Here is a 21351-nt window from a genome sequence, read left to right as displayed (position 1 = left end):
GCCGGCCCCGAAAATCTAATGAAGGAACGAGCGCTCCCGCGGTTCGCCGTGGTGTGGCAGCGCTGGACAACGAGAGAGCCGCACGGCCTGCGCTTCTGCGCAGCCGCGCGCCTGCGGTATCCAGAAGCAAGGCGCCCCATGGCGTTCCGCGCGACACCCGCCCCGCGGGTGGGCAGCGCACAAGGAACGCACAATGAAGCGAATGCTGATCAACGCCACGCAGGCGGAAGAACTGCGGGTTGCCATCGTCGACGGTCAATCGCTGTACGACATCGACATCGAACAACCGGCGCGCGACAACAAGAAATCCAACATCTACAAGGGCCGCATCACCCGGCTCGAACCTTCGCTGGAAGCCGCATTCGTCGATTACGGCGCAGAGCGCCACGGCTTCCTGCCGCTGAAGGAAATCTCCCGCGATTACTTCCAGGCGGGAGTGGACCCGCACAAGGCCAACCTCAAGGAGCTCCTGCGGGAAGGCCAGGAAGTGGTGGTGCAGGTGGACAAAGAAGAACGCGGCAACAAGGGCGCCGCCCTGACCACGTTCATCTCGCTCGCGGGCCGCTACATGGTGCTGATGCCCAACTCGCCCAGCGCCGGAGGGGTCTCGCGGCGGATCGAGGGCGAGGATCGCGCCGAGCTGAAGAAAGCACTGGATTCACTGACCATCCCCAACGACATGGGGGTGATCATCCGCACCGCCGGGGTCGGCCGCGACCCCGAGGAACTGCAGTGGGATCTGGACTACCTGCTGAGCATCTGGCGCGCGATCGCCGAGGCCGCGCTGAGCAAGCCGGCGCCGTTCCTGATCTACCAGGAAAGTCGGCTGATCGTGCGCGCGCTGCGCGACTACATGCGCAGCGACATCGGCGAGATTCTGGTGGATACACCGGAGATGTACGCCGAGGCGCGCGAGTTCGTCGAGCAGGTGATGCCGCACAACCTGCGTAAGCTCAAGCACTACACCGACGACATTCCGCTGTTCAACCGTTTCCAGATCGAGTCGCAGATCGAAGCGGCCTATGAACGCACCGTGCGTCTGCCCTCCGGCGGCTCGCTGGTGATCGACCAGACCGAGGCGCTGACCGCGATCGACGTCAACTCCGCGCGCGCCACCAAGGGCAACGACATCGAAGAGACCGCGTTCAATACCAATCTCGAAGCGGCCGACGAAATCGCGCGCCAGCTACGCCTGCGCGACCTTGGCGGACTGATCGTGATCGACTTCATCGACATGTCCAGCCCCAAGCACCAGCGCGAAGTCGAAAATCGCCTGCAGAACGCGCTCAAATACGACCGCGCGCGCGTGCAGATCGGCCGCATCAGCCGCTTCGGCCTGCTCGAGATGAGCCGCCAGCGCCTGCGCAACAGCCTGGGCGAAGCCAGCCAGATCGTCTGCCCGCGCTGCGAGGGCCATGGCCGCATGCGCAGCGTCGAGTCGCTGTCGCTGTCGATCATCCGCATCGCCGAAGAGCACGCGATGAAGGACAACACCGGGCAGGTGCTGGTGCAGGCCCCGGTGGAGATCGCCAACTTCCTGCTCAACGAAAAGCGCGGCGCGCTGCGCGAAATCGAACAGCGCCATGACGCGCCGATCATCATCGTCGCCGACGAGCAGCTGCAGACTCCGCACTACGAAGTCACCCGTATTCGCAAGAATGAACTCGGCGAAGAGACCAGCAAACCGAGCTACCAGCGCGGCACCCCACGCAAGCTGAATACGATTGCGCTGACCAAGGCCCAGCTCAACATCCCGCCGCCGGCGGTGACCAAGGTCAAGCCGGCGCAGCCGGCCCCGCTGCGCGAGCCCAAGCCAATGCCGCCGGAAGCCACGCCGGCCCCGGCCGATCAAGCAGCAGCCGCCCCTCAGCCCCCCACCCCGCCGGCACCCGCCCGCAGCGGAGTGCTCGGCTGGCTACGTGGACTGTTCGCAGGCACACCAGCCCCTGCGCCCGCTTCGGCGCCCTCCTCGCCCGCCCCGTCTCAACGCGACGAGCGCGGCAACAATGTCCGCCGCGAAGCGCGCGATGGCCGCTCCGCTAACGAGGCACGTCGTGACGAAGGCCGTCAGCGCGATGCACGCCCCGAGCCGGCGCAGAAACAAAAGCAAAAGCAGCAGGCGTCCAACAAACCGGCGCAAGGCCAGTCGAAGCAGGCCCAGAAGCAGGACGCCCGTCAGGAGCCGAAGCCGCAGCAGGAGAAGCCGCAGCAGCAGGAGTCGCGCCAGGACAAGCCGCAATCGCGTTCGCAGGACGCCCGTCAGCAGCCGCGCTCGTCCAAGCCCGAACGCGCCTCCGAAGAGGCAATGGTCACACCCGTCAATGCAGAAGCCACGCCGACCGCCACCGAACACGAGGCCGGCCTGATCGCGCCGCAGACGCCGACCGCCACGCCCGCGCTCGCATCCACGGCTGAGGCAGCCGCGACCGAGACCGCCGCCGACACCACCGCGCCCAAACTCGCCGAACAAGCGCCGCAGGGTGACGGTACCGGCGGCAAGCGCCGTCGCGGTCGTCGCGGCGGACGTCGTCGCCGTCGTGGCGCTGGCGACGCCAGCAGCGGTCACAGCGACGAAGCCAGCCTGGAGCACGTCGAAGCGCTGGATGAGGTGGTCAGCAGTGAGGCCAGCCAGCCCGAGTTCGATTTCATCGATATCACGCCGCCAGCGCCCGCTCCCGTCGCCTCCCCGGTCACGGCGTCCGTCTCGACGGTAGCGGCCGCGGCAGCGCCAACGACGTCACCGGAGGCACTCCTCCGCGAAGCGCCAGCGCCCGCTGCTCCGGCCACGATCAGCGAACCGCTGCCACCGGCAGACCCTGCCACCGCCACGGCGCCAACCCACCAGCCCGAGGCGGTCTCGGCCAGCTCCGCGCAGGCTCAGCTGCCTGCGGAGCGTTCCGGCGAAGACACCAGCGAGGCCACCGGGGCCACGGAGGAACCCGTCGCCGCAGTCACGGCGGACACCTCCGCGACCGCCGCGGAACACGCCGAACTCCTGGCCGAGGCCGACGCCGCGCGCGATCACGGCGGGGTGCCCGCCGACGTCGCCCAGCGGCGTGCGGAGCAACTGCGCGGGCTGTTCGACACCGCTCGCCAGCAGGAATCGACGGCTGCCGCACCTGCGGCGGCCGATCACCGCCGACAGGACGATCGACAGGACGCCTGATCCGTCAGGCCCCTGACGCGCAGGCCGTCAGTGCACGGCCTGCGCGGGATCCGCCAGCCCGTACTGGCTGACCATCCGCGCCAGCGCGATGCTGTCGCGGATGCCCAGCTTCTCGAACAGGCGGGTCTTGTGGGTATTCACCGTCTTGGCGCTCAGGCTCAACTGGCGCGCGATGGCCTCCTGCCGCAGGCCCTGGTTGAGCAGAAGCGCGATCTCCAGCTCCCGCGGCGTGAGCGCATCGAAGGGCGAGGACGTCTCGCCCTGCAGGCCCGCCAACGCCAGCCCTTGGGCAATCGCGCTGGAGAGGTATTTGCGCCCGCGCGCGACGTCGCGCACGGCTTTCAGCAGCTCGGCCGCATCGCAGGCCTTGCCCACGTAGCCATAAGCGCCGGCTTCCAGCAGCCGCCGCGGCATCGGCCCATCTTCCAGCACCGACACCACGATCACCCGGCTGCCGTAGTCGCCGCGCACCACCCGCTCGGTCACTTCCAGCCCGCTCAGCCCGGGCAGGTGCAGGTCGCACAGCACCACGTCTGGCTTGAGCTTGCGAATCTGCGGCAGCGCCTGCTCGGCGCTATCGGCCTCCCCGATCACCTCGATGTCGGGTTCGGCGCTCAGGATCAGGCGGAACCCCGTCCGCACCAGCGCATGATCGTCGACGATGAACACCCGAATGGTCATGGCAGCTCCCCCAGCTACGATGTGAATGCGCCCAGACTAGCGCCTGCACGGGCGAGCAAGCCAGCGGGCGATACCGCATCCCGCGATCAGAAATCCCTGAAAACCCCCGATACGATTCGGATCATGGCGGAAGCGGTGAGATTCGAACTCACGGTGACATCGCTGCCACGGCGGTTTTCAAGACCGCTGCCTTAAACCACTCGGCCACGCTTCCGTGCCTGGGATTTTGACATGCCACCGCGGCCGACTGCACGCGCCAGCCGCAGTTTCCCCGCGTGCTACCCCGCGCGCACCGGGCAGAGCCCGCACGCAGCCGCGCTCACGCGCGCCTGCGGCCGGCGGCGAGGCGCCGCAGGCATTCGGGGTCGCTGCATTCCAAACGCGCCGCCTCCAGCAGCGGGGGCAGCTTTTCCGCCAGGAAGTCGATGAACACCCGTACCGCCGGCAGCATGCCGCGGCGTGACGCGAACACCGCATGCGCGATGCCCATCGGCAGCCGCCACTGCGGTAGCACCACCTCCAACCGCCCGCTGCGCACCGCCTCGGCGCAGATGGTCTCCGGCAGCAGGGTAATGCCCATGCCGCTCTCGGCCAGCGCCTGCATCAGCGGAAAGTCGAATCCGGTGATGCGCGGCTGCAGCTCGATCCGGCGCACCTCGCCATCCGGGCCGTGCAGCTCCCAGCGCTGACGGGCCTCGTCCTCGCTAATGCTCAGGGTCACATGCTGGGCCAGATCCTCGGGCACCTGCGGACGTCCGGCACGATCGAGATAGTCCGGGCTGGCCACCAGCAGCTCCTGAATCTGGCCGAAGCTGCGCATCACCAGGCTGCCATCCTCATCCAGCTTGCTGCGCACGCGGATGGCCACGTCCACGCCTTCGTTGATCACGTCCACCCGCCGGTTGCTGACCACCAGTTGCACACGCACCTTCGGATACAGGGCCAGGAACTCCGGCAGCAGCTTCGGCATCTGCTGCTGCGCCATCGACACCGGCACGCTGACGCGCACGCTGCCGCGGGGCTCGGCGCTCAGGCGATCCACCGCCTCGCGCGCGGCCTGCGCCTCGGCCAGCATCGCCTGCGCGTGCCGGTGCACGCTCAGGCCGACGTCGGTGACCGCAAAACGACGGGTCGAGCGCTGCAACAGGCGCACGCCGAGTTCCGCCTCCAGCGCACTGATGCGCCGGCTGAGCCGTGATTTCGGGATTCCAAGCGCGCGCTCCGCAGCGGCGAAGCCACCGTGATCCACGACGGCCGCGAAGTAGTAGAGATCATTGAGATCCTGCATGCCTGGGCTCCTCTGCAAGCGCGTGGTGACCCGTGCGGCAGGCACGGACGCTCAAGCGATCCGCTCCTGCCCGTCCATGTACGGCCGCAACGCCGCCGGCACTTCGATGCTGCCGTCGGCCTGCTGGTAGTTCTCCATGACCGCGATCAGGGCGCGCCCGACCGCCACACCAGAGCCGTTGAGAGTGTGCACCAACTCGGGTTTGCCGGTCTCGGGATTGCGCCAGCGCGCCTGCATCCGACGCGCCTGGAAATCGCCGCAGTTGGAGCACGAGGAAATCTCGCGATAGGCATTGTGGGATGGCAGCCAGACCTCGAGGTCATAGGTCTTGCGCGCGGAGAAGCCCATGTCGCCGCTGCACAGCAGCATGCGCCGGTACGGTAGCCCCAAACGCTCCAACACCACCTCAGCGCAGCGGGTCATGCGCTCGTGCTCGGCATCGGACTCCTCAGGGCGGGCGATGCTGACCAACTCCACTTTTTCGAACTGATGCTGGCGAATCATGCCGCGCGTATCGCGCCCCGCCGCCCCTGCCTCGGCGCGGAAGCACAGCGAATGGGCGGTCATCCGCAGCGGCAGGCGCTCGCCGTCGAGGATCTGATCGCGCACGCTATTGGTCAACGGCACTTCGCTGGTGGGAATCAGGTAGCGAACGTGTTCACCGAGCTGGGTGGAGAACAGATCCTCCGCGAACTTGGGCAGCTGGCCGGTGCCATGCATCGCCTCCGCGTTGACGATCACCGGCACGTTGGTCTCCTCGTAGCCGTGTTCGCGGGTATGCAGATCCAGCATGAACTGGGCCAGCGCGCGATGCAGGCGCGCCAGCTGGCCACGCAGCACGGTGAAGCGGGCGCCTGACAGCCTGGCCGCGGTCTCGCCGTCCAGCCAGCCGTGGCGCGCTCCCAGCTCGACATGATCCTTCACCGCAAAGTCGAAGACGCGCGGCGTCCCCCAACGGTGCTGCTCGACGTTGCCGCTCTCATCGCTGCCCAGCGGCACGCTGGGATCGGGCAGGTTGGGAATGCCCAGCGCAATCGCGTCGATCTCCGCCAAAATGCGCTCCAGCGCGAGCTCCGAGGCCTTCAGCTCATCGCCCAGGCCGGCCACTTCGGCCATCAGCGCGGAGACGTCCTCGCCCTTGGCCTTGCCCATGCCGATCTGCTTGCTGCGCGTGTTGCGCAGGTTCTGCAGTTCTTGGGTGCGCACCTGCAGATGCTTGCGCTCGGCCTCCAGCGCCTGCAACCGGGCTACGTCGAGATCGAAGCCGCGACTTTCGCGCAGACGGGCGGCGAGATCGGCAGTGTGGTGACGCAACAGGGCGGGATCGAGCATGCAGGCTCCGAATGGTGCGAGACGTATCGGTATTTATTATCGCCGAGCGCGCCCCGGCATTGACAGCGATCGGGCGCGGCTATGCCAGAATGCCAGCATGACCGCGCCCGCTCCACCATCACCGCGCCGCTTCCTGTTCGCGCGCTCGCCACTGGTGAAACTGGTGGCGCTGGCCTTTGCCGCTGGGCTGCTGCTGTTCGTACTGGTCTGGCTGAACGCGCGCCAGCCCAAGGATTTCTACAGGACCGGCGATGCCCCGGCCAATGCCACCCTGCCGGAAGCGCTGCCGGCGCCGCTGCCGCCGGATGTCGTCCATCCCGGAACGGACGGCAATGTCAGCGGGCTACGGCTCGATTCGACGGCACCCGCCGCCAGCCCGCCGCCGGCCAGCCGGGCTGCGCCTCCGGCCCCACCATCCACGCCGAACTCACCCCCGCCGGCGAGCGCCGCTGCTGCGGGCAGCGAGCAGAGCCCCCCAGTACCTGTCGATGCCCCGCCGCCGCGCTATCCGCAAGAAGCCCTGCGCATGAACATCGGCGGCACCGTGAAGGTGCGGGTGACGGTGGCGCCCGATGGCCGGGTGGATCGCCTGGAACTCGCGGAAAGCAGCGGGAATCGCGACCTCGACCGCGCGGCGCTGGAAGCAGTGCGCCGCTGGACCTTCCGCCCCGCCCTGGGCAACGGCCAGCCGGTGCAGGCCGAGGTCGTGGTGCCGATCCAGTTCGATCCCAACCGCTGACCCAGGCGATGTCCGCATCTTTCCTGTTCTACGACCTCGAAACCTTCGGCGCCGATCCGCGCCGCAGCCGCATCGCCCAGTTCGCCGCGATCCGCACCGATCCCGACTTGAACCCGATCGAGGAGCCCATCAGCTTCTTCATCAAGCCGGCAGACGATCTGCTGCCCTCGCCCGGCGCCACCCTGGTCACCGGAATCACGCCGCAGCAGGCCCTGCGCGACGGTGTCAACGAGGCGACTGCATTCGCCCGCATCGTCGAGGAAATGGGCCGTCCCGGCACCTGCAGCGTGGGCTACAACTCGCTGCGCTTCGACGACGAGTTCGTGCGCTATGGGTTGTACCGCAACTTCCACGACCCTTACGAGCGCGAATACAAGCACGGCAACTCCCGCTGGGACCTGCTGGACGTGCTGCGCCTGATGCACGCCCTGCGTCCGCACGGAATCATCTGGCCAAAGCGCGAAGACGGTCAGGGCACCAGCTTCAAGCTCGAGGATCTGGCTGAGGCCAATGGTCTGCGCGAAGGCATGGCGCACGAAGCGCTGAGCGACGTGCGCGCGCTGATCGGCCTGGCCCGGCGGCTGCGCTGTCACCAGCCCAAGCTGTGGGACTATGCCCTGCGCCTGCGCGACAAGCGCTATACCGCCTCCCTGCTCGACCCCATAGCGATGACGCCGGTGCTGCACGTCTCGCAGCGATTTCCTGCTTCGCGCCTGTGCGCGGCGCCGGTACTGCCGCTTACACGCCATCCACAGTACGACACCCGCACCATCGTGTTCGATCTGACCTGCGATCCGCAGCCGCTGCTCGAGCTCGACCCCGACGCAATCGCCGCACGCCTGTACGTGCGGCAGGAAGACCTGGCACCTGGCGAGTCGCGGATTGCGCTGAAGGAAGTGCACGCCAACAGATGCCCGGCGCTGGTGGAATGGAAAAACCTGCGTCCAGCGGATTTCGAGCATCTCAAGATCGACCCCGCCACGGTGGAAGAACGCGCCGCGCACCTGCGCCGGCATGGACCGATGCTGGCCGAGAAGATTCGCCAGGTGTATGCGCGCGAGCGTACGCTGGCCGCGCCCGACCCCGATGCGGCGCTCTACGACGGCTTCATCGCGCCATCCGACAAGCGCCTGCTGGCGCAGGTGCGCGCCACTCCGCCCGAGCGGCTTGGACAGACCCATTTCGCGTTCCGCGACGCGCGCCTGCCGCCCCTGCTGCTGCGCTACCGCGCGCGCAACTGGCCCGAGACGCTGGATGCCGACGAGCGCGCGGCCTGGGATGCCTACCGCCGCCAGCGCCTGCTCACCGACAGCGGCCTGTCCGAGCTGACCTTGCCGCAGTTCTTCGCAGAAATCGCGCAACTCCGCGCCCAGCATCCCGATGCCGCCGCCATCCAGACCCGGCTGGATGCGCTCGAAGAGTGGGGACGCCGACGCGAACGGGAACTCACCTGAGATAGCGCCAGACTTGCCGCGCTGCGGCATGACTTTCCCATACTGCTGCGTATTCTGACCTGCGTCGTCCACGACCCTGGGGAGGGGGACGACGCCCGCCGCAGGCCATGCGGCATCCAGCCTGGGGAGGTTCCATGTTCAGATCCGCTTTGGCGGCGCTTGGACTGTGTCTGGCCGTCCTGCTCTCGCCGCTGACCCATGCCGCCGACGTCACCGGCGTGGCGTTCGTGCACGGCACCGGCAAGCAGACCGACGCCTACAACGACTACTGGCAGCCGACGATGGTCAACAACGTCCGCGCCGGGTTGGCCAATCCCGCCAACTACGTAGTCATCAACTGCGACTTCGACCAGTACATGTGGGACAGCCGCGCCGCCGGCTGCCTGGCCGACCAGCTCACCCAGTTCATCAACGCCAAGGGCATCACCCGCCTGATCGTGATCACCCATTCCAACGGCGGCAACATCGTGCGCTGGATGCTCTCCAACCCGACCTGGGACAGCCGCTATCCGGCGATCATCAGCCGGATCGTGCGGGTCAACGCGCTCGCACCCTCCTCCGCCGGCACCCCGCTGGCGGACGCGGTGATCAACGGCAACGTGTTCGAGACCTCGCTCGGCTGGCTGCTGGGCTACAAGTCGGACGCGGTGCGCCAGCAGCAGGTGAGCTGGATGGCCTACTACAACGCCAACTATCTCTATGGCACCGGAGGCCGGCCATCATTGCCCAAGCCATTCCGCAGCGTAGTCGGCACCGACGTGGAAACCGCGGTCTGGGATCCGGACAGCTACTGCGGCGGCTACACCCTCAACGTCGGTCTGGAAATCACCCAGGCCTGGCTGGACAGCTGCTCCGACGGCTTCCTGAACTGCAGCAGCCAGTCCGCCGCCGGCAGCGTCTGGTTCTATGACAAGTCGCGCATGGCCGGCAGTGAGCCACTCAGCCACAACCAGAGCCGGCGCGCCTGCTTCGGCCTGGATGCCATCCTCCGCAACGACATGAAGTGAGGGCCTGACGATGCGTTCGACTCTTCTACGCGCGGCGGTCACGGCCGCGCTCATGATCCTGCTGGCGGCCCCTACCTTCGCCGCACAGCCATTGCTGCCTGCCGGCGGGCATGACCAGGTGCCGACCCGGCTGGTGACCCTACCGGCTCCGCAAGGCGCGTTCGAGCGCAAGCCGGTATCTTTCGCCTGGGCGCTCGACCCCACTCTGGCCCTCACCAATACGCCGCCATTCCTGGCCGAGAGCCGGGAGTATTGGCTGACGGTGCAAGGACGCGAGCTGCAACAGGGCGTGGTCTTGCCGATGTCGGCACCCAATGCGCTGGTAAGGGTGAGCCCCGCGGCCGGCGCGGCCGCCCTGCGTGCCGACGATATCCGGGTGGCGATGCAAGGGCGTCCGGTCGGCATCGCCCGCAGCGCCGATGCGCAGGCCCTGCGCCAGGCCGGGATGGAGGCCAGCGCCGGCACCCAGGTGCTGCGTCTGGGAGCCGGCAGCGGGCCCGGGCGGGCAATCCTGCAGGTGCCGCGCGCGCAAGGGCGCTACGTGATCCACGTGTTCGAACCCAATAGCCCCGTGGTGCTGCGCGCCCGCGCCGAGCGCAGCCAGGCGCTGGCCGGCGAGCAGATGCGGGTGACGATCGCGGCGACGTCCGGCGGCCGCCCGAGCGCGCTGCGCAGCAACGCGCTGCTGGTGGCCCCGGATGGCAGCAGCCAGGCAGTCGGCGTGCGCACCAATGCGGATGGCAGCCAGTCCGCCACGTTCACCCTGCCCGACCGCGCGGTCGCCGTGCCCGGGCTGTGGGAGCTGCAGGTGTTTTCGGATGTAGGCGGGATTCCCCGCGATGCGCGCACCGCCTTCGCCGTCGCGCAGCCCACCGCCCGTCTCGCCGGCAGCTATGCGCTGGATGCCAGCCGGCTGCAGGTCTCGCTGCCGGTGCAGGTGGCCTCGCCCGGGCGCTATGAGGCCCGCGGCACGCTGTATGCCAGCGCCCCGGACGGCAGCCTGCGCCCAGTCTCGGAGGCCCATACCGCGGCCTGGATGGAAGCCGGCAACGGGACCTTGGTGCTGCAGTTCCCGCGCGAGCACCTGCCGCCCGGCTATGGCGCCCCGTTCGAGCTGCGCGCGCTGGAACTCAACGACCAGTCCCGCCTGGGCAAGCTGGAGCTGCGCGAGCGCGCCGCCCGCTTCTGACGGCGACAGGCGCGCCTCAAGCGACGGCCGGGCTTGCCCGGCCGTCGCCATTTGGGCAGGCTGTGGCTTCACTTCTCCGGGATACGGCATGCGTAAGCCCCTCAAATGGACGTTGCTGCCGCTGGGAGCGGCAGCGCTGCTACTGCTGCTCTACGTCGCGGCCGGGCCGTGGCTGGCGATCAACGGCATCCGCCGGCTGGTGGCCAGCGGGCAGCAGGACCAGCTGTGGCGGTTCGTGGATTTCCAGCGGCTGCGGGACAGCCTGCGTCCGCAGCTCGAAGAAAAGATCATGCGCGACATACTGGCGCGCACCGCGTCCCGTTCGGGACCGCTGGCCATCGGCAAGGTCAGCGCGGCCTTTACCGAGCCCGCGGTGAAGGCGATGGCCTCGCCGCGCGGGCTGGCCGTGCTGCTGCAGGGCAGCGCGCTCAAGCACGTCACTCCGGCCGGCACGCCCAACGACCCGTTGCCGCAGGCGCAAACCCGATTTGAGTCGCCCTCGCTGTTCACCGCCACCGTCATGAACGCCGACGGCGAACCGGTGGTATTCGAGTTTCGCCGCGAAGGTCTGAGCTGGAAGCTGACCGGCCTGCGCTTACCGGACTGAAGGCGCTACTGCCGCAGCGGCGGCACCGCGGTCGGCCGTCCCTGCGCGTCCAGCGCGACCATGGTGAAACGCCCGCGCGTGCACAGCACGCGCTCGCCGCCGAGCAGATCCTCTGCATGCAGTTCGACATCGACCTGCATTGCGCTGGTGCCGACACTGATGATCCGCGCCTCCACTTCCACCAGCTGTCCCTGCCGGATCGGACGGCGAAAATCCACCTGTTCCGAGCGCGCGGTCACGACCGTGCGCCGCGCATGGCGTGAGGCGGCGATGAACGCCGCCTTGTCCATCCACGCCAGCGCCTGCCCGCCGAACAGCGTGCCGAGGTGATTGGTGTGATCAGGGAATACGATTTCCTGCAGACGCGCGTGCACCGGCTGGTGGTCAGAAGGCATGGTCGAAGGCCACCTCGCCCTGCACCCCGACCTGGTAGGCGGACACCCGCCGCTCGAAGAAGTTGGTCAGCTCCTGCACGTCCTGCAGCTCCATGAACGGCAGCGGGTTGCGCACGTGGTACTGGCGGGGCATGCCCAGCTTGTCGAAGTGGGCGTCCGCGCAGTGCTGCAGGTATTGCCGCATGTCGCGGGTGGAGATGCCCGCTACGCCGCCGGAGAGCACGTCCTCGGCGAACTGCATCTCGCATTCGATGGCTTCGCCCAGCATCGCGCGTACCTGCTGCTCCATCTCCGCATCGAACAACTCCGGTTCCTCGGCCCGGATGGTGCGCACGCATTCGAACGCAAACTGCATGTGGCAGCTCTCGTCGCGGAACACCCAGTTGGTGCCCGACGCCAGCCCCGGAAGCAACCCGCGCGAACGCAGGTAATACACATAGGCAAACGCCGCGAAGAAGAACAGCCCTTCGATGCAGGCGGCGAAGCAGATCTGGTTGAGCAGGAACTGGCGGCGCTGCGCGCGCGTCTGGATGCGGTCGAGGTCATGGATCGAGTCGATCCACTTGAAGCAGAACTCGGCCTTCTTGCGGATCGAAGCGATGTTCTCCACCGCCGCGAACGCGCGGAAGCGCTCCTCCGGATCCGGCAGGTAGTTGTCCAGCAGGGTCAGGTAGAACTGCACGTGCAGCGCCTCCTCGTACAGCTGGCGCGACAGGTACATGCGCGCTTCCGGTGCGTTGAGGTGGCGGTACAGGTTCAGCACCAGATTGTTGGACACGATCGAATCCCCGGTGGCGAAGAAGGCCACCAGCCGGTGGATCAGGTGACGGTCGGCCAGCATCATCTTGTGCCGCAGGTCGTTCAGATCGATCTCGAAGTTGATCTCCTCGACCGTCCAGGTGTTGCGGATCGCATTGCGGTACATCTCGTAGAACTGCGGGTAGCGCATCGGCCGTAGGGTCAGGTCGAAGCCGGGATCGAGCAGCATGGCGGGACGGTCGATGTTCATTGGCAGGCCTCGCAGCTTTCCGGGTTTTCCAGCGAGCAGGCCACCGCCTGCGCCGGGGTGTAGGCGCCGACGGTGGTCTTGGCGATCCGGGTGGCCGGCCGCGAACGCAGGTAGTAGGTGGTCTTCAGGCCCTTCTTCCAGGCGTACATGTACATCGACGACAGCGCGCCGATGGTCGGGCTTTCCATGAACAGATTGAGCGAGGCGGACTGGTCGATGAAGGCGCCGCGCTCGGCGGCCATGTCGATCAGGCTGCGCATCGGCAGCTCCCACGCGGTGCGGTAGATCTGGCGCAGCACGTCCGGAATCTGGGGGATGCCCTGGATCGACCCTTCGGCCAGCTTGATCGCATCGCGCATCTCCGGCGTCCACAGCCCGAGCCGCTTGAGCTCTTCGACCAGATAGCGGTTGACCTGCAGGAAATCGCCGGAGAGCGTCTCGCGCTTGAACAGGTTGGACACCTGCGGTTCGACGCACTCATAGCAGCCGGCGATCGAAGCGATGGTCGCAGTCGGCGCGATCGCCACCAGCAACGAGTTGCGCAGGCCGTGCGCCTGGATGCGCTCGCGCAGCGCGTCCCAGCGCGCCTGGTTTTCCGGGCGCACTCCCCAGGCGTCGAACTGCAGCTCGCCGCGGGCGGCGCGGGTGTCGGCGAACGCCGGATGCGCGCCCAGCTCCTGCGCCAACGCGCACGAGGTCTCCAGCGCATGGAAATAGATGTCCTCGGCGATCCTGCGCGAGAGCGCGCGGGCCGGCTCGCTGTCGAACGGCAGGCGCAGGCGGAAGAACACGTCCTGCAGGCCCATGCAGCCAAGCCCCACCGGCCGCCAGCGCAGGTTGCCGCGACGGGCTGGTTCGATCGGATAGAAATTCAGGTCGATCACGCGGTCGAGCTGGCGCACCGCCATGCGTACGGTCTCGGCCAGCTTCTCGAAATCGAACTGGCCCTCGGCATCGAAATGCCGCGCCAGATTGATCGAACCGAGATTGCACACCGCGGTTTCCGCATCGGAGGTGACCTCCAGGATTTCGGTGCACAGATTGGACAGGTGCACCACGTTTTCCGGGCGCGCGGTCTGGTTGCAGGCGCGGTTGCACTTGTCCTTGAAGGTCATCCAGCCGTTGCCGGTCTCGGCCAGGGTGCGCATCATCCGCGCATACAGCTTGCGCGCCGGAAGCTGGCGCACCGCCTTGCCCTGCTGCTCGGCCTGCACATAGGCGCGCTCGAAGTCGTCGCCGTACAGGTCCACCAGCTCCGGCACCTGCGCCGGATCGAACAGCGACCACGGCTGATCGGCCTCGACTCGGCGCATGAACAGATCCGGCACCCAGTTGGCGAGATTGAGGTTGTGCGTGCGCCGCGCCTCGTCCCCAGTGTTGTCGCGCAGTTCCAGGAAATCCTCGATGTCGGCATGCCAGGTTTCCAGATACACGCAGGCCGCGCCCTTGCGCTTACCACCCTGGTTGACCGCGGCCACCGAGGCATCCAGTGTCTTCAGCCACGGCACGATGCCGTTGCTGAAGCCGTTGGTGGAGCGGATCAGCGCGCCGCGCGCGCGCACCCGCGACCAGCTCACGCCGATGCCGCCGCTGAACTTGGACAGCTGCGCGATCTGGCCGTAGCGCTGGTAGATCGACTCCAGCGTGTCCTGCGGTGAATCCAGCAGGAAGCAGGAGGACAGCTGCTCGTGCCGGGTGCCGGCATTGAACAGGGTGGGCGAGGACGGCAGGTAATCCAGACGCGCCATGCCGCGATACAGCGTCAGGGCCTCGCCCACGTCCTGGCTCAGCGCGCAGGCGATGCGCATGAAGAACTGCTGCGGCGTCTCGATCACCTTGCGGGTGTGCGGATGACGCAGCAGGTAGCGGTCGTACAGGGTGCGCAGGCCGAAGTATTCGAACTCGCGATCGAGCGAGGCATCGATGGCGTCATTGAGCTTGCGCGCATTGGCCTGCACGAAAGCCAGCAGGCGCTCGTTGATCAGGCCGAGATCGAAGCCGCGCTGTACCGACTGCGAGAAGGCGTGGATCTCCTGCCCCGCCACTTCCTTGGCGATCACTCCGGCCAGCAAGCGCGCAGCCAGACGACCATATTCGGGCTCCTCGCCGGTCAGCAGCGCGGCGGTGCGAATGGACAGCTCGTCCAGCTCCTGGGTCGTCGCGCCGTCATACAGGCCGGAAATGGTGCGAGTCGCGACCCGCATCGGATCCACCGCATGCAGGCCATCGGCGGCGCGGGTGATGGCGCGCACGATCTTGTTCAAGTCCACCGCCTCGCGGGTGCCGTTGCGCTTGGTCACGCACATGCTGGTGGCGGTGGGCGGCGGTGTGAGGTCGAACGCGGGCACGTCGGGCGCGCTGGCCAACGCGGCATCGGATGCAGACATCATTGGGATCTCCATGCGTGATGCACGAACCCGGACCTGTCCCTCGCAGGCACGGATGGCATCGGAAGCCCCAGATTGACGGCGCGGTGTCGCACGGCCTGCGACCCGCGCGGAAGGCGCGGGCAGACCCTGCTGCACCGGCCATCTCCCCCCGGAGATTCCGCGGCCGGCACCGCGCGGCGTGCTTCGCGCGGCTGTCGGCAGGTCTTCGGGCTCGTGGATGCGACGGGCTGGCCGTCACCTCGGTCGCACCTTCCCGGAACCGCCGTCCCAGTGGTCGCCGCGACCTCGTCTCCACCTACCGCTGCGGGGCAGCGCCGGATTCCGTGCCTGCGCACGTGGACCGGCTTCCCTTTTCATCCTGTAGCTTGTAGCCACAGGAACCGACGACCACAAGATATTGTGGCAGGCATTGCCTGGTCAATCCCGTCTGCGGGGATTGGCATCGGCATAGCGCCAGCACGCCAGGCCGGCCGGCGGGGACGGCCAGTCCCATGCCAGCCATTGCACCTGCAATCCCGGGACGCCCGCCAGGGCCAGCGCCCCCTCGCCCACGTCCCAGGTCCAGGCCTCGGCCGACGCCGCCGTCGTCGGCCGCGCGCAGCGCTCACGCGCCGCGCGCACGCCAAGCCCCTGCCCGCTGCGCTTGGCATGGGCTTCTTTCAGCGCCCACAGGCGCCGGAACAACGCCGCCTGCGCGCGCTCTGCGCGCGCCTCGAGATCGCCACCCTCCTCCGCGGTGAGGACGAACGCCGCCAGTTTGCGCCAGTCGCGCGGGCGCCGCGGCAGTTCCAGATCGATCCCCACCGGCACATCGGCCACGGCAACCGCCAGCCAGCCATCGCTGTGGCTGATGGATACATGCAGCGGCAGCGCCTCGCCTGCGACCTGTAGCTGCGGGCGGCCGCGGGCCTGCACCGCCCACGCGATGGAATGCAGCGCAAGCCCCAGCCGCTGTGCGGCGCGCTTGCGGGCCTGCCAGTGCCCCGCGAGAAAGGCTTCCTGCCGCGCGGGTGCGGTGATCGTCCGCAAGCGCTCCCGCTCGGCGGGGGTCAGCCACGCAAGCCCCTGCGCCCGCGCCTCGGCGGCCAGGTCGTCGATCTTCCGCAGCTCGACCTGCGCCGCCAGCATCCAGGCTCAGGCCAGCACGGCCGGCAGCAGTTTCTCCGGCTCGGCCTGCACGTCCAGCACCAGCTCGCCATCGATCACGTCCAGATTGACCCGGCCACCATCGACCAGCTTGCCGAACAGCAGTTCGTCCGCCAACGGGCGCTTGATCTTGTCCTGGATCAGGCGCGCCATCGGGCGGGCGCCCATCAGCGGGTCGAAGCCCTGCTGGCCCAGCCATTCGCGTGCCGCCGTAGTGGCCGACAGCGCGACTTTCTTCTCGTGCAGCTGGGTTTCGAGCTCGATCAGGAACTTGTCCACCACTCGCAGGATGTGCTCGAAGCCCAGCGGCTGGAACTGCACGATCGCATCCAGGCGGTTGCGGAACTCCGGACTGAAGCTGCGCCGAATGATCTCCATCGCATCCGAGCTGTGATCCTGGCGGGTGAAGCCGATGCTGCGCCGCGCCGCCTGGGTCGCGCCGGCATTGGTGGTCATGACCAGAATGACGTTGCGGAAGTTCGCCTCGCGTCCGTTGGTATCCGTCAGCACGCCGCGGTCCATCACCTGCAGCAGGATGTTGAAGATGTCCGGATGGGCCTTCTCGATCTCGTCCAGCAGCAGTACGCAGTGCGGCGTCTTGACGATCTTTTCGGTCAACAGACCACCCTGGTCGAAACCGACATAGCCGGGAGGCGCGCCGATCAGACGGCTGACCGAATGCGGCTCCATGTATTCGCTCATGTCGAAGCGGATCAGCTCGATGCCGAGCTGCATCGCCAGCTGACGCGTCACCTCGGTCTTGCCCACACCGGTGGGGCCGGCGAACAGGAAGCTGCCGATTGGCTTGTCCGGATTGCCCAGGCCCGAACGCGCCAGCTTGATCGCGCTGGCCAGCGTCTCGATCGCCGGGTCCTGGCCGAAGATGACCATCTTCAGGTTGCGCTCCAGGTGCTGCAGCACGTCCTTGTCGGAGGCACTGACCTGCTTGGCCGGGATGCGCGCCATGCGCGCGACGATGGCCTCGATCTCCTCCACGTCGATCACGTGCTTGCGCATCTCCGGCGGCTGCAGGCGCTGACGCGCGCCGGCCTCATCGATCACGTCGATCGCCTTGTCCGGCAACAGACGGTCGCCGATGTGCTTGACCGACAGGTCCACCGCGGCACGGATGGCCTCATCGGCATAGGCCACCTCGTGGTGAGCCTCGTACTTGGCCTTCAGGCCGCGCAGGATCTCCACCGCCTCGCCCACCGTCGGCTCGACGATGTCGATCTTCTGGAAACGCCGCGCCAGCGCGCGGTCTTTCTCGAACACGCCGCGGTATTCCTGGAAGGTGGTGGAGCCGATGCAGCGCAGCTCGCCATTGGCCAGCGCCGGCTTGATCAGGTTGGAGGCATCCATGGTGCCGCCACTGGCCGAGCCGGCGCCGATGATGGTGTGGATCTCGTCGATGAACAAAATCGCGTTCGGCTGCTTCTTCAATGCCGCCAGCACGCCTTTCAACCGCTTCTCGAAATCCCCGCGGTATTTGGTACCGGCGACCAGCGCGCCGAGATCGAGCGAATAGATCACCGCCTCGGACAGCACCTCGGGCACCTGGCCGTCCACGATCCGCTTGGCCAGCCCTTCCGCCAACGCGGTCTTGCCCACGCCCGACTCGCCGACGTACAGCGGGTTGTTCTTGCGGCGGCGGCACAATACCTGGATGGTGCGCTCGATCTCATCGGCGCGGCCCACCAGGGGATCGATCTTGCCCTCGGCCGCCAGCGCGTTGAGATTGGTGGTGAACTCGGCCAGCGGATCGGCGCGGGTGTCGGCATCGCCGCCCTCCGCCTTGCCTTCCGCCTCCGGCGGCGCCGGGGAAGGCTCTGCTTCCCGGCGGGTGATGCCATGCGAGATGTAGTTCACCACGTCCAGCCGGTGCACGTCCTGCTGATTGAGAAAATACACCGCGTGCGAGTCTTTCTCGCCGAAGATCGCCACCAGCACGTTGGCACCAGTGACTTCCTTCTTGCCCGAAGCTTGCACGTGGTACACCGCGCGCTGCAGCACGCGCTGGAACCCCAGCGTGGGCTGGGTGTCGCGGCCGTCATCCTCGGGCAGCCGGTTGACCGAGACTTCGATCGCATTTTCGAGCTCGTCGCGCAGGCGCGGAATATCGGCACCCACCGCATGCAGCACCGCTTCGGCCGAGGGATTGTCCAGCAGCGCCAGCAGCAGGTGTTCCACCGTCATGAACTCATGGCGCGCTTCGCGGGCGCGCTTGTAGCACTGGCCGATGGTTTGCTCGAGATCCTTGCTGAACATGGGAACGCCCTTGGGGGAGAAGCTTGCTTCCTATGTAAGGCGCAATCCCCGTCGGCACAAGTCCCCGGGCGGGCTAGCTGCGTTCCATCGTGCACAACAGCGGGTGCTGGTTCAGCCGCGCGTAGTCGTTTACTTGAGCGACCTTGGTCTCGGCGATCTCGCGGGTATAGACCCCGCACACGCCGCGCCCACGGGTATGCACGTGCAGCATCACCTGGGTCGCCTTCTCCAGGGACATGCCGAAAAACTGCATCAGCACGTCGACCACGAAATCCATCGGGGTGTAGTCGTCGTTCAGCAAGAGCACCGTGTACAGCGGCGGCCGGGTCGCCTCCGGGCGCGCCGGCGCCACCGCGACGCCGTGATCGGGCTGCTGTTGCGGTTTGTCGGGCTGCGTTGCCATGCCGTGATTATACGAAGCCGGCCGATGGACGGAGCCGGCGCGCAGGCGGACAATGCCCGCATGTCCCATTTGCATTCATCCAAGACCCCCTGGCAGCCCGACGTCACCGTCGCCACGGTGGTGGTGCGTGACGGCCTGCTGCTGTGCGTGGAGGAGCATGCCGACGGCCGCCTGGTGCTGAACCAGCCGGCCGGCCACCTGGAGCCGAACGAGAGCCTGCAAGAGGCCGCCCTGCGCGAGACCCGCGAGGAAACCGGCTGGAAGGTCCGCCTGACCCATCTGATCGGCACCTACCAGTGGCGCGCGCCCGAGAGCGGACGCCACTACCTGCGCTTCGCGTTCGCCGCCGAGCCCGAGGAGGAGATCCCCGGCGCCACGCTGGATGAGGGCATCGTGCGCGCACTGTGGCTGACCCCGGCCACGCTCCAGGCCGAAGCCGCGCGCCATCGCAGCCCCTTGGTCTGGCGCGCGGTGGCCGACTACCTCGGCGGCAGCCGCTACCCGCTGGCACTGGCCCGGCACCTGGCATGAGCGCATCCGGGCGGATCGTCGTCGGCATGTCCGGCGGGGTGGATTCCTCCGTGGCCGCCCTGCTGCTGCGCGATGCCGGGCATGAGGTCATCGGGCTGTTCATGCAGAACTGGGCCGATGACGGCAGCGGCGAGTGCCGGGCCGAAGAGGATCGCCGCGACGCGGTGGCAGTCTGCGGGCGGCTTGGCATTCCGATCCGCTTCCGCGATTTTTCGAAGGAATATTGGGACGGCGTATTCCAGCATTTCCTCGCGGAATACGCGGCCGGGCGCACGCCAAACCCGGACGTGCTGTGCAACCGCGAGATCAAGTTCAAGCATTTCCTCGACGCCGCACGCGAGCTCGGCGCCGAGGCCATCGCCACCGGCCACTACGCGCGGGTACAGCGCCAGGGCGATACCTTCCTGCTGCTGCGCGCGCTGGATCGCAGCAAGGACCAGAGCTATTTCCTGCACCAGCTGGGGCAGGCGCAGCTGGCGGCCACCCGCTTCCCGCTGGGCGGGCTGCACAAACAGGCCGTGCGCGCGCTGGCGACCGAACATGGCCTGCCCACCGCCCGCAAAAAGGATTCCACCGGCATCTGCTTCATCGGCGAACGCGATTTCCGCCGTTTCCTCGCGCAATACCTGCCGGCGCAGGAAGGCGAGCTGCGCACCCCCGACGGTTTCCGGATCGGCACCCATCCCGGAGTGTTCTATTTCACCCTCGGCCAGCGTGAAGGGCTGGCGATCGGCGGCGTGCGCGGGCGTCCGCAGGCGCCATGGTTCGTGGTAGCCAAGGACGTGGCGCGCAACATCCTGTACGTCGATCAAGGCCACGATAGCCCGTGGCTGCAGTCGCGCATGCTGCGCAGCGAAGAGGCGCACTGGATCGCCGGCAATCCACCCGCTACACGTTTCTCCTGCACCGCGCAGACCCGCTACCGCCAGCCGGACGAGCCCTGCGAGGTCGAGGTCCGCGACGACGGCAGCCTGTCGGTGCGCTTCGAACGCCCGCAGCGTGCGGTCACGCCCGGACAGTCGGTAGTGCTCTACGATGGGGAGATATGCCTGGGCGGCGCGGTGATCGCCACCACCGACGCCCCCGTTCCCGACCCGAAGCCGTGAAAACCGCATGACCCATCCCTACCAAGACCGTGTGCTGGCCCTGGCCGGACTGCTGCAGGCGCTGACGCAGGTGCGCCGGATCGCCGACACCGGGCAGTCCGATCACGTGCAGGTACAGACCGCATTGGACAGCGTATTCCGGATCGACGCCCCCGACACCGAGAGCGTGTTCGGCAGCGCACGCGAGCTGCGCATCGGCCTGCGCCAGCTGCGCGACTACCTGGCCGATGGCAGCAAGGACGAAGCGCTGGGCCGGCTGGTGCTGGCCGTGCTGCAGCTGGAGCGCCGCTTCATCCGCAACACGGCGATCACGAACAAGGTGCAGGCCGGGCTGCGCCGGATCGCGCCGCGCGCGGACTCCCTCGGCAGCGCGCACCCAGACGTGATCACCGATCTCGCTCGCCTGTACGCCGAAACCCTGAGCACGCTGCGCCCGCGGGTGATGGTGCAGGGCAATCCGCACTACCTCGGCCAGGCCGGGGTGGTGGCCGAGATCCGCGCGCTGCTGCTGGCCGCACTGCGCGCCGCCGTGCTGTGGCGCCAGCTCGGCGGCAGCCTGTGGGATTTCGTGTTCGCCCGCCGCCAGATGGCGGCCGCGCTGGACGCACTCCTGGGCTGAAACGCCCGTCGCGACGCCTGG

Annotated in this window: 17 protein-coding genes, 1 tRNA gene, 1 pseudogene and 1 riboswitch; of the genes and pseudogenes, 9 read left to right on the top strand and 10 right to left on the bottom strand. The window is 67.8% G+C overall.

What is annotated here, in order from left to right; genetic code table 11:
• Positions 1 to 202: 202 nt before the first annotated feature.
• A pseudogene (locus tag ML342_RS06755) lies at positions 203 to 3016 on the top strand (Rne/Rng family ribonuclease); the annotation flags it as partial.
• Positions 3017 to 3193: 177 nt separating this feature from the next.
• Here ML342_RS06755 and ML342_RS06750 read toward each other — a convergent pair.
• The 4 genes from ML342_RS06750 to serS form a co-directional block, all read right to left on the bottom strand.
• Positions 3194 to 3847, bottom strand: coding sequence for a response regulator (locus ML342_RS06750; protein WP_240126263.1), 654 nt, complete (start codon positions 3845 to 3847; stop codon positions 3194 to 3196).
• Positions 3848 to 3971: 124 nt separating this feature from the next.
• Positions 3972 to 4061, bottom strand: a tRNA-Ser gene (locus ML342_RS06745).
• A 105-nt stretch (positions 4062 to 4166) separates the two neighbouring features.
• Positions 4167 to 5135, bottom strand: coding sequence for a LysR family transcriptional regulator (locus ML342_RS06740; protein WP_439655170.1), 969 nt, complete (start codon positions 5133 to 5135; stop codon positions 4167 to 4169).
• A 51-nt stretch (positions 5136 to 5186) separates the two neighbouring features.
• On the bottom strand, positions 5187 to 6467 hold the full coding sequence (gene serS / locus ML342_RS06735; protein WP_240126262.1) for a serine--tRNA ligase: 1281 nt from the start codon (positions 6465 to 6467) through the stop codon (positions 5187 to 5189).
• 97 nt (positions 6468 to 6564) lie between these two features.
• Between serS and ML342_RS06730 the strand changes: the two genes are divergently transcribed.
• The 5 genes from ML342_RS06730 (at position 6565) to ML342_RS06710 (ending at position 11463) form a co-directional block, all read left to right on the top strand.
• Positions 6565 to 7206 (top strand): energy transducer TonB, encoded by a 642-nt coding sequence (locus tag ML342_RS06730; RefSeq protein ID WP_240126261.1) that lies wholly within the window; start codon positions 6565 to 6567, stop codon positions 7204 to 7206.
• 8 nt (positions 7207 to 7214) lie between these two features.
• Positions 7215 to 8660 carry an exodeoxyribonuclease I gene (sbcB, locus tag ML342_RS06725; protein WP_240126260.1) on the top strand — a complete coding sequence of 482 codons (1446 nt, stop codon included), beginning with the start codon at positions 7215 to 7217 and terminating at the stop codon, positions 8658 to 8660.
• A 134-nt stretch (positions 8661 to 8794) separates the two neighbouring features.
• Positions 8795 to 9667 carry an alpha/beta hydrolase family protein gene (locus ML342_RS06720; protein WP_240126259.1) on the top strand — a complete coding sequence of 291 codons (873 nt, stop codon included), beginning with the start codon at positions 8795 to 8797 and terminating at the stop codon, positions 9665 to 9667.
• Between the two features lie 10 nt (positions 9668 to 9677).
• Positions 9678 to 10856, top strand: a complete 1179-nt coding sequence (locus tag ML342_RS06715) for a DUF4785 domain-containing protein (protein WP_240126258.1) — start codon at positions 9678 to 9680, stop codon at positions 10854 to 10856.
• Positions 10857 to 10944: 88 nt separating this feature from the next.
• The gene (locus ML342_RS06710) at positions 10945 to 11463 is read left to right on the top strand and encodes a DUF2939 domain-containing protein (protein WP_240126257.1); all 519 of its coding nucleotides are present in this window, start codon (positions 10945 to 10947) and stop codon (positions 11461 to 11463) included.
• 5 nt (positions 11464 to 11468) lie between these two features.
• On the opposite strand, the gene ML342_RS06705 is transcribed toward ML342_RS06710, so the two are convergent.
• From ML342_RS06705 to clpS, 6 genes are all read right to left on the bottom strand, one after another.
• A complete protein-coding gene (locus tag ML342_RS06705) occupies positions 11469 to 11858 on the bottom strand; it encodes an acyl-CoA thioesterase (RefSeq protein WP_240126256.1) in 390 nt (129 codons plus the stop codon).
• The gene (locus ML342_RS06700; RefSeq protein WP_240126255.1) at positions 11848 to 12867 is read right to left on the bottom strand and encodes a ribonucleotide-diphosphate reductase subunit beta; all 1020 of its coding nucleotides are present in this window, start codon (positions 12865 to 12867) and stop codon (positions 11848 to 11850) included. Before ML342_RS06700 ends, ML342_RS06705 begins: the two co-directional genes overlap by 11 nt.
• Positions 12864 to 15257: a ribonucleoside-diphosphate reductase subunit alpha gene (locus ML342_RS06695; RefSeq protein ID WP_240126254.1), complete on the bottom strand. Its 2394-nt coding sequence runs from the start codon at positions 15255 to 15257 to the stop codon at positions 12864 to 12866. Before ML342_RS06695 ends, ML342_RS06700 begins: the two co-directional genes overlap by 4 nt.
• Before the next feature lie 179 nt (positions 15258 to 15436).
• Positions 15437 to 15657, bottom strand: a riboswitch (cobalamin riboswitch).
• Between the two features lie 17 nt (positions 15658 to 15674).
• A complete protein-coding gene (locus ML342_RS06690; protein WP_240126253.1) occupies positions 15675 to 16385 on the bottom strand; it encodes a 4'-phosphopantetheinyl transferase family protein in 711 nt (236 codons plus the stop codon).
• A gap of 6 nt (positions 16386 to 16391) precedes the next feature.
• The gene (gene clpA / locus ML342_RS06685; protein WP_240126252.1) at positions 16392 to 18671 is read right to left on the bottom strand and encodes an ATP-dependent Clp protease ATP-binding subunit ClpA; all 2280 of its coding nucleotides are present in this window, start codon (positions 18669 to 18671) and stop codon (positions 16392 to 16394) included.
• 73 nt (positions 18672 to 18744) lie between these two features.
• Positions 18745 to 19074, bottom strand: coding sequence for an ATP-dependent Clp protease adapter ClpS (clpS, locus tag ML342_RS06680; protein WP_240126251.1), 330 nt, complete (start codon positions 19072 to 19074; stop codon positions 18745 to 18747).
• 60 nt (positions 19075 to 19134) lie between these two features.
• Between clpS and ML342_RS06675 the strand changes: the two genes are divergently transcribed.
• From ML342_RS06675 to hflD, 3 genes are read left to right on the top strand one after another with little or no spacing between them, the layout of a single operon-like run.
• Positions 19135 to 19605 carry an NUDIX hydrolase gene (locus ML342_RS06675; protein ID WP_439655169.1) on the top strand — a complete coding sequence of 157 codons (471 nt, stop codon included), beginning with the start codon at positions 19135 to 19137 and terminating at the stop codon, positions 19603 to 19605.
• Entirely contained in the window at positions 19602 to 20711 is a 1110-nt protein-coding gene (gene mnmA, locus ML342_RS06670) for a tRNA 2-thiouridine(34) synthase MnmA (protein ID WP_240126250.1), read from the top strand. The genes ML342_RS06675 and mnmA overlap by 4 nt, the downstream gene beginning before the upstream one ends.
• A 7-nt stretch (positions 20712 to 20718) precedes the next feature.
• Positions 20719 to 21330 carry a high frequency lysogenization protein HflD gene (gene hflD, locus ML342_RS06665; RefSeq protein WP_240126249.1) on the top strand — a complete coding sequence of 204 codons (612 nt, stop codon included), beginning with the start codon at positions 20719 to 20721 and terminating at the stop codon, positions 21328 to 21330.
• Positions 21331 to 21351: the final 21 nt, after the last annotated feature.

Origin of the sequence: Thermomonas alba (genome assembly GCF_022419205.1) — a bacterium.
GTDB classification, from domain to species: Bacteria; Pseudomonadota; Gammaproteobacteria; order Xanthomonadales; family Xanthomonadaceae; genus Thermomonas; species Thermomonas alba.
This window is presented reverse-complemented; position numbering and strand designations above follow the sequence as displayed.

What these genes read in the sequence shown, in the direction of transcription:
- clpA (WP_240126252.1), bottom strand. Translation starts at nt 18,671, where the DNA reads ATGTTCAGCAAGGATCTCGAGCAAACCATCGGCCAGTGCTACAAGCGC.
- ML342_RS06730 (WP_240126261.1), top strand. Translation starts at nt 6,565, where the DNA reads ATGACCGCGCCCGCTCCACCATCACCGCGCCGCTTCCTGTTCGCGCGC.
- ML342_RS06750 (WP_240126263.1), bottom strand. Translation starts at nt 3,847, where the DNA reads ATGACCATTCGGGTGTTCATCGTCGACGATCATGCGCTGGTGCGGACG.
- ML342_RS06740 (WP_439655170.1), bottom strand. Translation starts at nt 5,135, where the DNA reads ATGCAGGATCTCAATGATCTCTACTACTTCGCGGCCGTCGTGGATCAC.
- ML342_RS06675 (WP_439655169.1), top strand. Translation starts at nt 19,135, where the DNA reads ATGTCCCATTTGCATTCATCCAAGACCCCCTGGCAGCCCGACGTCACC.
- ML342_RS06690 (WP_240126253.1), bottom strand. Translation starts at nt 16,385, where the DNA reads ATGCTGGCGGCGCAGGTCGAGCTGCGGAAGATCGACGACCTGGCCGCC.
- ML342_RS06710 (WP_240126257.1), top strand. Translation starts at nt 10,945, where the DNA reads ATGCGTAAGCCCCTCAAATGGACGTTGCTGCCGCTGGGAGCGGCAGCG.
- mnmA (WP_240126250.1), top strand. Translation starts at nt 19,602, where the DNA reads ATGAGCGCATCCGGGCGGATCGTCGTCGGCATGTCCGGCGGGGTGGAT.
- ML342_RS06715 (WP_240126258.1), top strand. Translation starts at nt 9,678, where the DNA reads ATGCGTTCGACTCTTCTACGCGCGGCGGTCACGGCCGCGCTCATGATC.
- serS (WP_240126262.1), bottom strand. Translation starts at nt 6,467, where the DNA reads ATGCTCGATCCCGCCCTGTTGCGTCACCACACTGCCGATCTCGCCGCC.
- ML342_RS06695 (WP_240126254.1), bottom strand. Translation starts at nt 15,257, where the DNA reads ATGATGTCTGCATCCGATGCCGCGTTGGCCAGCGCGCCCGACGTGCCC.
- ML342_RS06720 (WP_240126259.1), top strand. Translation starts at nt 8,795, where the DNA reads ATGTTCAGATCCGCTTTGGCGGCGCTTGGACTGTGTCTGGCCGTCCTG.
- clpS (WP_240126251.1), bottom strand. Translation starts at nt 19,074, where the DNA reads ATGGCAACGCAGCCCGACAAACCGCAACAGCAGCCCGATCACGGCGTC.
- sbcB (WP_240126260.1), top strand. Translation starts at nt 7,215, where the DNA reads ATGTCCGCATCTTTCCTGTTCTACGACCTCGAAACCTTCGGCGCCGAT.
- ML342_RS06700 (WP_240126255.1), bottom strand. Translation starts at nt 12,867, where the DNA reads ATGAACATCGACCGTCCCGCCATGCTGCTCGATCCCGGCTTCGACCTG.
- ML342_RS06705 (WP_240126256.1), bottom strand. Translation starts at nt 11,858, where the DNA reads ATGCCTTCTGACCACCAGCCGGTGCACGCGCGTCTGCAGGAAATCGTA.
- hflD (WP_240126249.1), top strand. Translation starts at nt 20,719, where the DNA reads ATGACCCATCCCTACCAAGACCGTGTGCTGGCCCTGGCCGGACTGCTG.